General features: G+C 64.3%; 13 protein-coding genes. 11 read left to right on the forward strand and 2 right to left on the reverse strand.

The window, feature by feature from the left end:
• Positions 1-102: 102 nt before the first annotated feature.
• Positions 103-531: an HIT domain-containing protein gene (locus AC5WNJ_RS01270; RefSeq protein ID WP_253062857.1), complete on the reverse strand. Its 429-nt coding sequence runs from the start codon at positions 529-531 to the stop codon at positions 103-105.
• A gap of 404 nt (positions 532-935) precedes the next feature.
• Between AC5WNJ_RS01270 and AC5WNJ_RS01275 the strand changes: the two genes are divergently transcribed.
• From AC5WNJ_RS01275 to AC5WNJ_RS01310, 8 genes are all read left to right on the forward strand, one after another.
• Positions 936-1943 (forward strand): TAXI family TRAP transporter solute-binding subunit, encoded by a 1008-nt coding sequence (locus tag AC5WNJ_RS01275; protein ID WP_253062859.1) that lies wholly within the window; start codon positions 936-938, stop codon positions 1941-1943.
• Positions 1944-2306: 363 nt separating this feature from the next.
• A complete protein-coding gene (locus AC5WNJ_RS01280) occupies positions 2307-4379 on the forward strand; it encodes a TRAP transporter permease (RefSeq protein WP_253063167.1) in 2073 nt (690 codons plus the stop codon).
• A gap of 204 nt (positions 4380-4583) precedes the next feature.
• Positions 4584-5363 carry a sulfite exporter TauE/SafE family protein gene (locus tag AC5WNJ_RS01285; RefSeq protein WP_253062861.1) on the forward strand — a complete coding sequence of 260 codons (780 nt, stop codon included), beginning with the start codon at positions 4584-4586 and terminating at the stop codon, positions 5361-5363.
• Positions 5364-5542: 179 nt separating this feature from the next.
• Positions 5543-6538, forward strand: a complete 996-nt coding sequence (locus AC5WNJ_RS01290) for a zinc-dependent alcohol dehydrogenase family protein (protein ID WP_253062863.1) — start codon at positions 5543-5545, stop codon at positions 6536-6538.
• Positions 6539-6603: 65 nt separating this feature from the next.
• Complete coding sequence (locus tag AC5WNJ_RS01295) at positions 6604-6735, forward strand: entericidin A/B family lipoprotein (RefSeq protein WP_084589348.1); 132 nt, start codon at positions 6604-6606, stop codon at positions 6733-6735.
• Between the two features lie 21 nt (positions 6736-6756).
• The gene (locus tag AC5WNJ_RS01300) at positions 6757-6888 is read left to right on the forward strand and encodes an entericidin A/B family lipoprotein (protein ID WP_495930344.1); all 132 of its coding nucleotides are present in this window, start codon (positions 6757-6759) and stop codon (positions 6886-6888) included.
• A gap of 151 nt (positions 6889-7039) precedes the next feature.
• Complete coding sequence (locus AC5WNJ_RS01305) at positions 7040-7171, forward strand: entericidin A/B family lipoprotein (protein ID WP_043333217.1); 132 nt, start codon at positions 7040-7042, stop codon at positions 7169-7171.
• Between the two features lie 124 nt (positions 7172-7295).
• The gene (locus AC5WNJ_RS01310; protein WP_253062865.1) at positions 7296-8183 is read left to right on the forward strand and encodes a LysR family transcriptional regulator; all 888 of its coding nucleotides are present in this window, start codon (positions 7296-7298) and stop codon (positions 8181-8183) included.
• Positions 8184-8252: 69 nt separating this feature from the next.
• Here the strand turns inward: AC5WNJ_RS01310 and trhO are convergent, their stop codons facing one another.
• Positions 8253-9362 carry an oxygen-dependent tRNA uridine(34) hydroxylase TrhO gene (gene trhO, locus AC5WNJ_RS01315; protein WP_253062867.1) on the reverse strand — a complete coding sequence of 370 codons (1110 nt, stop codon included), beginning with the start codon at positions 9360-9362 and terminating at the stop codon, positions 8253-8255.
• Positions 9363-9698: 336 nt separating this feature from the next.
• On the opposite strand from trhO, the gene AC5WNJ_RS01320 reads away from it, so the two are divergent.
• The 3 genes from AC5WNJ_RS01320 (at position 9699) to AC5WNJ_RS01330 (ending at position 13522) form a co-directional block, all read left to right on the forward strand.
• A complete protein-coding gene (locus AC5WNJ_RS01320) occupies positions 9699-10490 on the forward strand; it encodes a formate dehydrogenase accessory sulfurtransferase FdhD (protein ID WP_253062869.1) in 792 nt (263 codons plus the stop codon).
• A gap of 31 nt (positions 10491-10521) precedes the next feature.
• Positions 10522-12909 carry an FdhF/YdeP family oxidoreductase gene (locus tag AC5WNJ_RS01325; RefSeq protein WP_253062871.1) on the forward strand — a complete coding sequence of 796 codons (2388 nt, stop codon included), beginning with the start codon at positions 10522-10524 and terminating at the stop codon, positions 12907-12909.
• Positions 12910-13081: 172 nt separating this feature from the next.
• On the forward strand, positions 13082-13522 hold the full coding sequence (locus tag AC5WNJ_RS01330; protein WP_176676014.1) for a VOC family protein: 441 nt from the start codon (positions 13082-13084) through the stop codon (positions 13520-13522).
• Positions 13523-13813 lie beyond the last annotated feature (291 nt).

The following is a 13813-nucleotide window of genomic DNA, read 5'->3' on the forward strand; positions in this document are numbered from 1 at the left end:
TTACGAAAACGGGGCCCATCGGGCCCCGTTTTCGTAGATGTGAGAGCGTGGATGACAGTGTCTGCAAGAGCGTAGATGTCAGTGAAAACGCAGGTAATGGCGTCAGTAGGAATAGCTCGGCAGCTCGGCGATCTTCATGCGCAGAGTGTCGATCAGCACCGTCAGCGCCTCGCTGTCGTGGGGCTCGGCCGTGCCGACGCCCCACACCGGCCCCGGCCAGGCTGCATCATCGCTGCGACGGGCGATCACGTGCATGTGCAGCTGCGGCACCATGTTGCCCAGTGCGCCGATATTGAGCTTCTCGCCGCCGCTCACCGTCATCAGCAGCTCGCCCAGCTGGGTGGTTTCCTGCCACAGCTGCTGCTGGGCGCTGCTGTCCAGCTCGTAGATCTCGCGGATGGCATCGCGGCGCGGAATCAGTATCAGCCACGGATAGCGCGCATCGTTCATCAGGCGCACGGTGCACAGCGGCAGATCGGCCACGAAGTGAGTGTCGGCATCCAGCTGCGGGTGAAGGCTGAAGGGGGTCATCGTCTCTCCTTGATCGGGTGGAGCAGGGCGGGCGTGTGTCGAGGGCAAAGGGTAACCCGAATCGTGGCGGACGCCCTGGCTTGAACGCCCGCGAATGCCTTCAGTGTGACCAGATCGGCAGAATCCTGCCACTTTGCGGATTGCCCGTGCGCGCTCTGGAGGCTGCGCAATGCCCCCATCGCCAAATACCGCGCCGCGCGGACAGTTGCTAACCTTCTTCCTACGCTGAAGCAGAGGCTCGCAACGAACGCCCCACGCAAAAGAGGGCTACCTTGCGCATTGTCGGTCGCGACATGGCCAGCACCGTCCAGGGCCAGAGCCTGCTCAGCCGCAATGTCCGTCTGCCTACCCACATTACAAGAATGCTCAACCTGCGCCCTGCAGGTTCGCCAAGGAGTCACTCCATGCAAAAGCGCCAGTTCCTCAAGGCCGGTCTCGGTCTCGCCATCGCAGCCTCTCTTGGTCTCAGTGCCGTGGCTCAGGCGGACAGCAAGTACATCATGGGTACCGCCACCACCGGTGGCACCTTCTACCCGGTCGGCGTGGCACTCTCCACGCTGATCAAGGTCAAGCTCGAGCCGACCGCCGGCATCTCCGTGTCCGCGATCTCCTCTGCCGGCTCCGGCGAGAACCTCAAGCTGATGGAAGAGGACCAGGCCCAGTTCGGCATCATCCAGGGCCTCTACGGCGCCTGGGCATGGAATGGCACTCCGCCGGTCAACAAGGCGCACAAGAACCTGCGCAGCGTCTCGATGCTGTGGCAGAACGTCGAGCACTTCGTGGCCCGCAACGATGAGGTCAAGTCCGGCACCATCGAGGACATGACCAACTTCTACGGCAAGAGCTTCTCCATCGGCAAGAAGAATTCCGGTACCGAAGGTTCGGGTCGCTTCATCCTCGAGCAGCTGGGCATCGATGCCGACAAGATGGATCTGGCCTACATGGGCTATGGCCCGAGCGCCGACGCGATGCAGAACGGCAACATCGACGGCATGAACATCCCGGCCGGCGCACCGGCCTCCGCCGTGACCCGCGCCTACGCCAACCTGGGCGGTGAGATCACCACGCTGGACTTCACCGAAGAGCAGCTGGCCAAGGTCAACTCCCAGTTCGAGCTGTGGACCCCGTATGAAATCGCCGCTGGCACCTACCCGGGCCAGGACAAGGCGATCAACACCATCGCTCAGCCGAACATCCTGGTGGTGCGTGACGATGTCTCCGAAGAAGACGTCTATCAGATCACCAAGACCATGTACGAGAACCTGCCGTTCCTGAACAACATTCACCCGGCCACCAAGGCCATGGCCCTCGACAAGGCCATCGCGGGCCTGCCGCTGCCGCTGCACCCGGGGGCTGCACGTTACTTCAAGGAGCAGGGCATCGAGATTCCGGCGCGCCTGATCGTCGAGTGATCCACACCTGATGTTCCCGCTGCCCTCATCGCTCGCCTCTGGCGGCGGTGAGGGCAGCGCAGTTTCCCAGACCAATAAACCACTGCCGGTCCGGCGCCATGTCATTGCCCCGCGCGGACAAAGTGAGGCGCAGGACCAGAGCGGTGCCCACGAATGATTGTTGTAGAAGCCCGTCTTCTCCTCGCAAGCCCGGGCGCATGGTGACGCAAGTCGCCGCTGCGCCATCGCTGTCTGATCCCGTCTTGAGGCAACGCCATGCATGATTCCCGCTCGCCAGAGCCCTCTCGTCCCACTGATAGCGAAGCGCAGGAGCCGGATCTCTCCGGTGTGCGCGACGAATCCGCCGAAGCTGCGCCGTGGCGCATGGAGCTGCCCTGGTTGGGGCGTGCCGTCTTCGTGATTTCCATCGTCATCTGTCTGGCGCACCTGTACTTCAACACCGTCTCGACCCTGTCGGAGTTGTGGGTGAGCGCCTTGCACTACGGCCTGTTCGGTCTGCTGTGCGCGCTGACCATTCCGATGCTGACGCCGGCCAGTGATGGCGCCAAGCGCTGGGTGCTGGGCGTGGATGTCCTGCTGGGGCTGGCGGCACTGGGTTGCGGCCTCTATCTGATCGGCTTCGAGGATGCGCTCTATGACCGCGGCGTGGTGTTCTCCACCGCGGACTGGGTGGTCTCCATCGTCGCGGTTGGCCTGATCCTCGAATTCGCGCGTCGCACCACCGGCTGGTTCATCCCGGTGCTGTGTCTGATCGCGCTGACCTACGTGGCCTGGTGGGGCAAGTATGTGGGCGGCGTGTTCAACTTCCCGGGCCTGACCTGGGAGACGGTGCTGTTCAGAAGCTTCATCGGCGGCGAGGGGATGCTGGGCTCCATCGCGCGCATCTCCTGGTCCTACGTGTTCATGTTCATCCTGTTCGGGGCCTTCCTGGTCAAGTCCGGCGCGGGCGACTTCATCATCGATCTGGCGCGCTGCGCGGCGGGTCGCTTCAAGGGCGGTCCGGGCTTCGTGGCCGTGTTTGCCTCCGGACTGATGGGCTCGGTGTCCGGTTCCAGCGTTGCCAACACCGTCTCCACTGGCGTGATCACGATTCCGCTGATGCGACGGGCCGGCTTCCCGGCACGCTTCGCGGCAGGCGTCGAGGCCGCCGCCTCGACCGGTGGCCAGCTGATGCCGCCGGTGATGGGCGCGGGTGCCTTCATCATGGCGTCCTACACCCAGGTGCCGTACCTGACCATCGTCGGCGTGGCCGCCTTGCCGGCGCTGCTCTACTTCCTGTCCGTCGCCATGTTCGTGCGCATCGAGGCCAAGCGCTCCGACGCCACCGCGCTGGATGATCCGGAAGGTCCGCGTCTCAAGGACGTGCTCAAGGAGGGTTGGCACTATCTGGCACCGCTGTTCGTGCTGGTCGGCGCACTGATCTACGGCTTCACGCCCACCTACGCCGCCGGCATCGCGATCCTGTCCGTCATCGCGGCCTCGTGGCTGTCGAAGAACCCGATGAAGCTCGGTGACATCCTCGAGGCGATGCTGGCCGGGGTGCGCAACATGACCACCACGGCGATCCTGCTGATCACCGTCGGCCTGATCGTCAACGTCGTCTCCACCACCGGTATCGGCAACACCTTCTCGCTGATGATCACCGACTGGGCGGGCGGCAGCCTGCTGATCACCATCATCCTGGTCGCGCTGGCCTCGTTGATTCTGGGCATGGGCCTGCCGGTGACGGCGTCCTATATCGTGCTAGGCACGCTGTCCGCTCCAGCGCTCTACAACCTGATCGCCCATTCCCAGCTGGTGGACCTGCTGGCGGCGGGAAACCTGCCGGAGCAGGCCAAGGCCATCTTCATGCTGGCCGCCCCGGACAAGCTGGACCTGCTGAGCGCGCCGATGAGCATGGACGCCGCGCGCGAACTGCTGGCGCTGGTGCCGGATACCTTCCAGAGCCAGCTGTATGAGCAGGCGCTGTCGCCGCACGTGCTGACCATGGCACTGGTAAGTGCCCACATGATCATCTTCTGGCTGTCCCAGGATTCCAACGTCACGCCGCCGGTCTGTCTGACCGCCTTCGCGGCAGCCGCGATCGCCCGCACACCGCCGATGAAGACCGGCCTGATGGCCTGGAAGGTCGCCAAGGGTCTCTACATCGTGCCCCTGCTGTTCGCCTGGAGCCCGTTGATCTCCGGTGACATCGGCGAGATGCTGACGGTGTTCGTGTTCGCGCTGTTCGGGATCTACGCCATCGTCGCGGGCCTGGAAGGCTATCTGGAGCACGAGTTGCCCTGGTGGCTGCGTCTGGCGATGTTCCCGCTGGGGGCGCTGATGCTGTGGCCGCATGGTCAGCTGACCTACGACCTCGCGGGTCTGGTCATCTTCCTGGGCGTGCTGGCCTACAGCGTGCGCCAGAGTGGCCGCCAGCAAGCGCTGGCGCACTGAGTCAGGCGTGTCGGATGAGCGCCAGACGCGTCAGCTGATGTGGCTGAAGCAGGCGTGACGCGACGCGATATGCTATGAACGATGCCCGGCATCACTTTCCCCCGCTCAGTCACGCGAGGGTGGTGTGTCGGGCATCGCGCGCTCTGGGGCCTGTCCGCCTCAAGCGTCTTCACTCAATGGGATGGCGGGACAAGGAATGTCGGCATGATATCGGATGTTGCAGGGCTGACCAGCGGCCTTGATCTGATCAGCGTAGTGGCGCTGATCGCACTGGGTGGCGTGGCCGGTTTCATCAATGTGCTGTCGGCGGGTGGCTCGATGCTGACGCTGCCACTGCTGATGTTTCTCGGTCTGCCGCCAGCCCAGGCCAATGCCACCAACCGCGTGGCGATCGCGCTGCAGAGTGCGACCGCGACCAGCACCTTCCTCAAGGCGGGCGCGCACAACATGGGGGTGGCCTGGCGGCTGGCCGTACCCGCCGTGGCAGGCGCCATGCTGGGGGCCTGGCTGGCGACCCGTATCAGTGCCGAGGCCTTCGAGAGCGTTCTGATCGTGGTGATGGTGGTGTGTTCGATCATGATGCTGCTGCCGACGCCACGCATCGACACCCGTGAACTGACGCCGGAGCGCATCACGCCCGTGGTGGTGATGGCGATGTTCGGCATCGGCATTTATGGTGGCTTCATCCAGGTCGGTGTCGGCGTGCTGTTCATCGTGGTGCTCTACCGGCTGCTCAAGATCGACCTGACCCAGGTCAACGTCTTCAAGGTCTTCATCGTGTTGATGTATACCCTGCCGGCGCTGGCGGTGTTCGTGTTCGATGGTCAGGTGCGCTGGGCCTATGGTCTGGTGCTGGCGGTCGGCAACATGAGCGGCGCCTTTCTCGGCGCGCGGGTCAACATGAGTCCCGCGGGTGCGCGGTGGGTCAAGTGGCTGACGGTCGCGGTCATCTTCATCATCGTGCTCAAGCTGGCACTGACCTGATGCTGGCCTGATGCTGGCCTTATGCTGACCTTATGTTAGACACGGAGTAAGCTCGAGGTAGTCTTAACGGAACGCCGGCCTGTCCTGTCGACACACCGGTATACCGCTCACCTCTTATTCATGATGGCGCCGAGCCCGGCTATGGCGTCTCTTCCTTCATCGTTCAGGAGTCTTTCCTCATGCAAGCCATGGTCATCGAGCAGTACGGCGGTCCCGAAGTGTTCGTCGAGCGCGAACTGGAGACCCCGACACCGGCGCGGGGGCAGGTGCGTATCAAGGTGACGGCTTCCAGCATCAATCCCATCGAGACCAAGCTGCGCAGCGGGCTGGTCAAGTCGCACCCGGAATTCCCGGCCATTCTCAATGGCGATGTCTCCGGGGTGATCGATGCCGTCGGCGAAGGCGTGACGGACTTCTCCGTCGGGGATGAAGTGCTGGGCTGTGCCGGTGGTGTCAAGGGCTGGCAGGGCGCTCTGGCGGACTACATGATCGCCGACACCCGGGTGATCGTGAAGCGCCCGAGCCTGGCGGCGCTGACGCTGGAAGAGTGCGCGGCCTTGCCGCTGGTATTCCTGACGGCCTGGACGGCGCTGGTCTCGCGCGGTCAGATCAAGGAAGGCGAGCACGTGCTGATCCACGCCGGCACCGGCGGCGTCGGCCATGTCGCGGTACAGATCGCCAAGTATCTCGGCGCGCATGTCACCACCACCGTGTCCAGCGAAGCCAAGGCGGACCTCGCACGCCAGCTGGGGGCGGACGAGATCATCAACTACCGCGAGGAAGCGGTCGCGGACTACGTGACTCGCCTGACCTCCGGGCGTGGCTTCGATCTGGTCTTCGACACCGTCGGTGGCGACAACCTGGATCGCTCCATCGAGGCCACCGCGACCTCCGGTCGTCTGTGCTCCATCAATACCCGCTCGACCCACGACCTGACCCAGCTGCACTCCAAGAACCTGTCGCTGCACGTCATCTTCCGCTCGGTACCGCTGCTGACAGGTATTGGTATGGACGACCAGCCGGAGCTGCTCAACGCCCTGAGCGAGATGCTGGAGGCCGGCGCGGTACGTCCGCTGCTCGACGAGCACCAGTTCAGCTTCCGTGACGTCGCCAAGGCGCATGAGTTGCTGGAATCCGGCGAGGCGCTGGGCAAGATTCTGCTGGTAAATCGTTGAGTATTGGCACCTTCGGCCAGTGAGAGTGTCTTACCTTCGTTGGCCGTTGATCAGGAAGAGAAGTGATGAGAATGACGCGTTTGATGGTGGCTGCCCTGTTGGTGGCCAGTGTGAGTCTGGCCGGCTGCAATACCGTGGCCGGTTTCGGCAAGGACCTGGAGCATCTGGGCGGTTCGATCGACAACGCCGCCAGCTGATTGCCCAAGAGAGGAATGCCCATGCGACGATTCATGATGATGACTGGCACCGCGCTGCTGTTCGGCCTGCTGTTGGGTGGCTGCAATACCGTGGAAGGTTTCGGGGAAGATCTCGAACACCAAGGGGGTTCCATCGAGGAATCGGCCAGTTGATGGCACTGTCCATGACATGGGCGGCGAGTGAACAAAACATGAATCTCACCCCTTGAAAGCCCATGAGGTGGCCCAAGGTATGAGGGTAGAGGCGCAGGAACTGGCGTCTTTACGAGATTCCTCGATATTCACTACCGCAAGGAGCATGACCATGTCCCGCACCATTGCACTCATCTTCGCCTCTTTCTTCACTCTGGCAGCGCTTTCCGGCTGCAACACCGTTGACGGTGCCGGCCAGGATGTCGAGCATGCTGGCGAAGCTGTCCAGGACGCCGCGCAATAAGCGACGCTCCGGATAGTGGTGATATCCAACGCCCGGCCATCGCGCCGGGCGTTTTCGTGTCTGACCCGCTGGCCATTGCCTGTCATCATGCCAGCCTTCCTTCAGCAAGAATCAAGGCCCCGACATGGATCATCGACAGTTGAGTTTTCTGGTCGCGCTGGCAAGCGAGCGCCATTTCGGTCGTGCGGCGCGAGTCTGCCATGTCACTCAGCCGACGCTATCGGCGCGCCTCAAGCAACTCGAGGAAGAGCTGGGTACGGCGTTGATCGTGCGCGGTCATCGCTTCGAGGGCTTCACGCCGGAAGGCGAGCGCGTGCTGACGCATGCTCGGCGCATTCTCGCTGAGCTGGATGAGCTGAAGGGAGACCTGTCACCGGACGCGGTGCTGACCGGGCGCCTGTCGCTGGGCGTGGTGCCATCGGCGCTGGCAGCGGTCGGCGAGTTCCTGCCGCGACTGCGCGAGGCCTTTCCGCAGCTCTCGCTGCGCCTGCGCGAGCTGTCGACCTCGTCGCTGGCCCAGGGGCTCGAGGATGGCGAGCTGGATCTCGCGGTCGGCTACCCCGCGGCGCCGGCCATGAGCGGCTTCGCCTGTCGTCCGCTCTATCAGGAGCATTCGGCGCTGATCGCCAGTCAGACGCATTTCCGCCTGCCCGACGCGCCGCAGTGGGAGTGCCTGCGTGACTATCCGCTGGTGTTGCTGACGCCGGAGATGCAGCAGCGGCGACGCCTCAATCAGCAGTTCGAGCTGCTGGGGCTGCAGCCTTCGCCCTTGCTGGAGGCCAATTCGGTTTCCGGCCTCGGCGCGATGCTGGAGGCTGGCCTGGGGGTCAGCGTGCTGGCGGAGAACCTGGCCGATTCGCGGCTTGGTGAAAAGCTGATCGCGCGCCGACTGCCCGGGGAGGGCGAGACGGTCGGGCTGTTGTGGCGCAGTGGACAGCAACGTAGCCGACGGCTGGACGCCGTGCTTGAGCTGCTGCGTTCGCTGCCTCACTCGGCGGGTGTGGCCGATTGAGGGAGCCTGCAATGCAGAACACCCCGTCGAGACGGGGTGTTCGGGTAGCGAAAGCGGTGTTGGCTGCTATCAGCGCTTCTTGCTGGGCTTCTCGCTGGCCTTCAGCGCGGCACGGCGGGCGGCTTCACGCTGCTGCTGCTTGGCATCCCGGCGTGCCTGCATCTGGGCGACGGCGTCCATGCCCAGATGGGCTTCGCCACGTTCTCTGGCGAGGCGAATCTGGTTCTCGCGTTCGGCGAAGCGCGCCTTCTGGGCGTCGCTCAGCTTGTCGTAGCAACGTGGGCAGCTGACGCCTTTCTGGTAGCGCTCGCTCTGCTTGTCTTCCTCGGTGATCGGCAGGCGGCAGGCATGGCACTGATCGTACTGGCCGGGACGCAGCTGGTGGTCGACGGTGACGCGCTCATCGAACACGAAGCACTCGCCCTGCCACAGGGTCTCTTCCTCGGGCACCTCTTCCAGATACTTCAGGATACCGCCCTTGAGGTGATAGACCTCATCGAAGCCCTGCTCCTTGAGATAGGCCGTGGACTTCTCGCAGCGAATGCCGCCGGTGCAGAACATCGCCACCTTGCGGTGCTGTGTCGGGTCCAGCTCACGCGAGACATAGTCCGGGAAATCACGGAAGGCAGTGGTGTTCGGGTTGACGGCACCGGCGAAGGTCCCCACTTCCACTTCGTAGTCATTGCGCGTGTCGATCAGCAGTACTTCAGGATCGGAGATCAGCGCATTCCAGTCCTTCGGCTCCACATAGGTCCCGACGGTGTGACGCGGGTCGATGCCCTCGACGCCCATGGTGACGATCTCGCGCTTGAGCTTGACCTTGGCGCGCAGGAAGGGCGCCTGTTCGGCCAGCGACTGCTTGGTGTCGAGCTCGGCCAGGCGCGGGTCCGATGTCAGCCAGGCGAGCAGCGCATCGATGCCGGCGCGTGAGCCGGACACGGTACCGTTGATGCCTTCGCGGGCCAGCAGCAGGGTGCCGCGGATGGCGTGCTCGTTCATCACTGTCAGCAGCGGGTCGCGCAACGCCTCGAAGTCCTCGAGGGTGACGAACTTGTAAAGTGCGCAGACCACATGCTGCGGCGCCAGCGGGCTGGGGCGGGCGGAGGCAGTCGTGCTGCTGGTCAGCTGCGGGGTGCTGGCCTGATCAGGCGTGGCAGTCAGGTCGGGAGTGTCGGTCATGCGAAGGTCCTCATGCGGGCCGGAACGTAAATCCGGAGCAGGATGATCGAGAGATGAGAGCGGCCGGCGGACGGGGGATAGCGCGACAGCAGGCGCACCCTCAAGGGGCGGCGACGCATTTTACGCGACTCGCGCGCGAATTTCTCGCCCGCCGCGATGCCCCGCCTGCCCGGCATCGACCGGACGCCATCTTCATTGTCGGTGTCTATCAATTGGCGGCTCGGCTCAATTGGTCGCCCTCATGGCATGGCGGTAGGATATTCCCATATTGCGCAGAGGTCGGGTGAGGGTTGCGCGCACCGTTCTCGCCACGCATCTGCGCCACGGAGAGCCGTAATGAAAGATTCGCTCTATCAACAAGCGCCAGGCGCTGCAGGCTACACGGATGCCTGCGAGGTGCCGCTGCGCGAGCTGGATGGCCCATCGGAGCTGCCGGTGAGCCTGGCGCTCAATGACACTGCGATGGGCACCTTGCTGGCCAGCCCAGAGGCCCTTGAGCCGCTGGCGCTGGGGCATGCCTTCACCGCGGGCTGGATCACGCGGCGTGACGAGGTCTCGGCGATCCATCTCTCGCGGCTGCGCCATGGGCTGGCGGTGCGTCTCGAGGTCAGTGACTCGCTGGTGCGCAAGGCTGAGCGTCACCAGCGGCGTGAGAGCAGTGTCTCGAGCTGCGGCGCCTGTGGCGTGCAGGACGAAGCGGAGCTGATGGCGGGACTCATGCGTCTGCCGCCACGGGCAGCGCTGGCGCCCGATGCACTGATGCGCGGGCTGAAACGTCTGGAGCGCGCCACGCGCCGCGGCATGCATCTGGCGCTGGGGCTGGACAGCGAAGGCGGTCTGATCTCGCAGGGCGCCGATATCGGTCGCCACAATGCGCTGGACCGCGTGATCGGCATGAGCCTCGACAGTGGTGTGTGGCCCGAGGCGTTGCTGGTGTCGAGCCGCTGCAGCCTGGAGCTGGTGCAGAAGACCATCCGTGCGCGCATTTCGACCCTGATCACCCTCGCGGTACCCTCGCGCCTCGCCGTCGAGACCGCCCGCGCCTGCGACCTCAATCTGATCTGTGCCCACCGCGGGCGTCGACTCGAACTGCTCAGCGGTCACGCTGATCGCCCTCGTTCATCCTAGCTCCTGTTCCTTCTAGCCACTGGATCCTGACATGACCGACATTGCTGCCCCCGAGATCGAGACGCCTGCGTCTGCCAGCCTGCCCCGTGAGGATGCGCAACAGACGCGTCATCCGCGCATTGCCGCCTATTCCGGGCCGGCAGGTGGCTGGGGTGCGCTCAAGAGCGTCGGTCAGCATGTCAGTCACTCCAGGGCGCCGTGGAAGAGCGTGCGCTCCCTGCTCAAGGCCAATCAGGACAAGGGCTTCGACTGCCCGGGTTGTGCCTGGGGGGACCCGGAACACGGCTCCTCCTTCGAATTCTGCGAGAACGGTGCCAAGGCGGTGGCCTGGGAAGTGACCGCCAAGCGTGTCACACCGCGCTTCTTCGCTCAGCATACCGTCACGGAGCTGCTGGGCTGGGACGACTTCATGCTCGAGGATCAGGGCCGCCTGACCGAACCGATGCGCTACGACGCGGCCAGCGATCGCTATATGCCGATCAGCTGGGACGCGGCCTTCGCGCTTGTCGCCGAGCACCTCAGCGCGCTGACGTCGCCGGATGAGGCGCTGTTCTACACCTCGGGGCGTGCCAGCAACGAGGCGGCCTATCTCTATCAGCTGTTCGTGCGTCTGTTCGGCACCAACAACTTCCCCGACTGCTCCAACATGTGCCACGAGGCCAGCGGTGTCGGCATGAAGACGAGCCTCGGCGTCGGCAAGGGCACGGTGCTGCTGGAGGACTTCGAGCATGCCGATGCCATCTTCGTGTTCGGTCAGAACCCCGGCACCAATCACCCGCGCATGCTGGGCGATCTGCGGCGTGCCTCACGGCGTGGCGCGCGCATCGTCAGCTTCAACCCGCTGCGTGAGCGGGGGCTGGAGCGCTTTGCCGACCCGCAGTCGCCGCTGGAGATGATGACCCTCTCCAGCCAGCCCATCAGCCATCGCTATTACCAGCCGCGCATGGGCGGCGACATGGCGGCGGTGCGTGGCATGGCCAAGGCGCTGTTCGCGATGGAGGCGCGGGGCGAATTTACGCGCGCCGCCAGCTTCATCGAGGCGCATACCCATGGCGTCGAGGCCTGGCAGGCGCTGGTCGAGGCGACCGAGTGGGCAACCCTCGAGGACCAGTCCGGCCTGACGCGCGCTCAGCTCGAGGAGGCGGCCGCCATCTTCGCGGGTGCCGGCAACGTCATCTGCACTTGGGCAATGGGCATCACCCAGCATCTGCATGCCGTCGAGAGTGTGCGCGAGATCGTCAATCTGCTGTTGCTCGGCGGGCACTTCGGCCGCCCCGGTGCCGGGGCCTGTCCGGTGCGTGGCCATTCCAACGTCCAGGGCGATCGCACCATGGGCATCGACGAGAAGGCGCCCACTTGGCTGATCGATGCGCTGGAAGCGCGCTACGGCGTCAGCATGCCGCGTGCGCCGGGCTACAACACCGTGGAGAGCCTGGCGGCGCTGGAGCAGGGCAAGGCGAAGACCTTCATCGCGCTGGGCGGCAACTTCACGCGTGCCACGCCGGACAGCGAGCGAACCGAGGCCGCGATGCGCAACCTCGAGCTCAACGTCCAGATCAGCACCAAGCTCAACCGCAGTCATCTGGTGATGGGCAAGCAGACCGATGCGCTGATTCTGCCGTGTCTCGGTCGCAGCGAGATCGATCGCTCCTCACAGGTGGCTTCCCAGCACATCAGCGTCGAGGACTCGATGTCGATGGTGCATTCAAGCGCCGGCATCAAGGCGCCAGCCAGCCCGGCATTGCGCTCCGAGCCCGCCATCATCGCGGCGATCGCGCGTGCGACCCTTGCCAGCGTACTGCCTGCGCGCGGCGTGAATGACCCGGTGGACTGGGAGGCGCTGAGCGAGAACTATGATCTGATCCGTGACGAGATCGCGGCGGTCATCCCCGGTTTCGCCGACTTCAATGCGCGTCTGGCTCACAAGCGTGGCTTCCACCTCGTCAACCCGGTACGCGAACTGCGCTTCGCCACCGCCAGTGGTCAGGCCGAGTTCTCGGCCGCCGCATTGCCGGAGTCCGTTCTGCATCAGCAGCTGGCGCGGCGTGACGGCTGGCTGACGCTGCAGACCATGCGCAGTCACGATCAGTACAACACCACCGTCTATGGCTACAACGACCGCTATCGTGGCGTGTCGGGTCAGCGGCGGGTGATCTTCATCAATGGTGAAGACCTGGCGCGGCTGGGGCTGGCCGACGGTGATTGGGTCGACATGCTCGGCGAGCCGCGTCCGGACGGCAGCGAGCGACGTGCGCCGCAGTTCCGTCTGGTCGAGTACGACATCCCGGCCGGTTGCATCGGGGCCTACTATCCGGAAACCAACGTGCTGGTCGCGTTGGAAAGTCACGGCGCTGATACCGGCACGCCATCCTCCAAGGCGGTGCCCGTACGCCTGGAGCGCAGTTCACGCATCGCCTGATGGCGCGAGATGCCAGCCGCAGGGTGCATGCATCGCCACACTGCCGTGCCGCGAGGAGACTCGTCGCGCGGCAGTCGCGTGTCTAGAATATCCCGTGCGCCGAGCCAGCTGCGCTCGGCCACGCCTTTTCCATCCTCAGTGCTGCCTCAGCCACCGTTCAAGAGAGTGATCCATGCAATATCTGCACACCATGCTGCGTATCCGTGATGTCGACGCTTCACTGCATTTCTTCCGTGACCTGCTCGGCATGGTCGAGATCTCGCGCAAGGATTCCGAGAAGGGCCGCTTCACGCTGATCTTCCTGGCAGCCCCGCAGGATGCCGAACGCGCCCGTGAGATGAAGGCGCCGATGCTGGAGCTGACCCATAACTGGGACCCGGAGGAATATGAAGGTGGGCGCAACTTCGGCCATCTGGCCTATCGCGTCGAGGATATCTACGCTACCTGTCAGCATCTGATGGACAACGGCGTGACCATCAACCGCCCGCCGCGTGACGGCCACATGGCGTTCGTGAAAAGCCCGGATGGGATTTCGCTGGAGCTGCTGCAGGCCGGTGACGCCCTTGAGCCGCAGGAACCCTGGGCCTCCATGAGCAATACTGGCAGCTGGTAAGCAAGGTCGCATATTGACGTGCGCGTAAGCGTCGCATCCAGGCAACGCAATAGCCGAATTACGACTGGTGCATCGCCCATCAGGGCTTATGATGTAATGAAGCTCATAAGCCCCGTAGCATGATGCGTGACATATCGTGCTCGGCCTTAGTGGAGTGTCATCGCGGCAGGCAGGTATACCTTCTTCCTTTTTCCTGCTGCCCGCCTGCCGCGATGTTGCACCTCCTTGAGTCGCGTGAGGGACCGCCACGCGGACACTGCCTAGCTGGCAAGGACTGCCTGATGCCGAGAG

The organism is Cobetia sp. PDI-23MA, from assembly GCF_059507735.1.

Bases quoted from the DNA above. Each gene is read 5' to 3' on its own strand.
- AC5WNJ_RS01270 (WP_253062857.1), bottom strand. From the start codon at position 531: ATGACCCCCTTCAGCCTTCACCCGCAGCTGGATGCCGACACTCACTTC.
- AC5WNJ_RS01275 (WP_253062859.1), top strand. From the start codon at position 936: ATGCAAAAGCGCCAGTTCCTCAAGGCCGGTCTCGGTCTCGCCATCGCA.
- AC5WNJ_RS01280 (WP_253063167.1), top strand. From the start codon at position 2,307: ATGGAGCTGCCCTGGTTGGGGCGTGCCGTCTTCGTGATTTCCATCGTC.
- AC5WNJ_RS01285 (WP_253062861.1), top strand. From the start codon at position 4,584: ATGATATCGGATGTTGCAGGGCTGACCAGCGGCCTTGATCTGATCAGC.
- AC5WNJ_RS01290 (WP_253062863.1), top strand. From the start codon at position 5,543: ATGCAAGCCATGGTCATCGAGCAGTACGGCGGTCCCGAAGTGTTCGTC.
- AC5WNJ_RS01295 (WP_084589348.1), top strand. From the start codon at position 6,604: ATGAGAATGACGCGTTTGATGGTGGCTGCCCTGTTGGTGGCCAGTGTG.
- AC5WNJ_RS01300 (WP_495930344.1), top strand. From the start codon at position 6,757: ATGCGACGATTCATGATGATGACTGGCACCGCGCTGCTGTTCGGCCTG.
- AC5WNJ_RS01305 (WP_043333217.1), top strand. From the start codon at position 7,040: ATGTCCCGCACCATTGCACTCATCTTCGCCTCTTTCTTCACTCTGGCA.
- AC5WNJ_RS01310 (WP_253062865.1), top strand. From the start codon at position 7,296: ATGGATCATCGACAGTTGAGTTTTCTGGTCGCGCTGGCAAGCGAGCGC.
- trhO (WP_253062867.1), bottom strand. From the start codon at position 9,362: ATGACCGACACTCCCGACCTGACTGCCACGCCTGATCAGGCCAGCACC.
- AC5WNJ_RS01320 (WP_253062869.1), top strand. From the start codon at position 9,699: ATGAAAGATTCGCTCTATCAACAAGCGCCAGGCGCTGCAGGCTACACG.
- AC5WNJ_RS01325 (WP_253062871.1), top strand. From the start codon at position 10,522: ATGACCGACATTGCTGCCCCCGAGATCGAGACGCCTGCGTCTGCCAGC.
- AC5WNJ_RS01330 (WP_176676014.1), top strand. From the start codon at position 13,082: ATGCAATATCTGCACACCATGCTGCGTATCCGTGATGTCGACGCTTCA.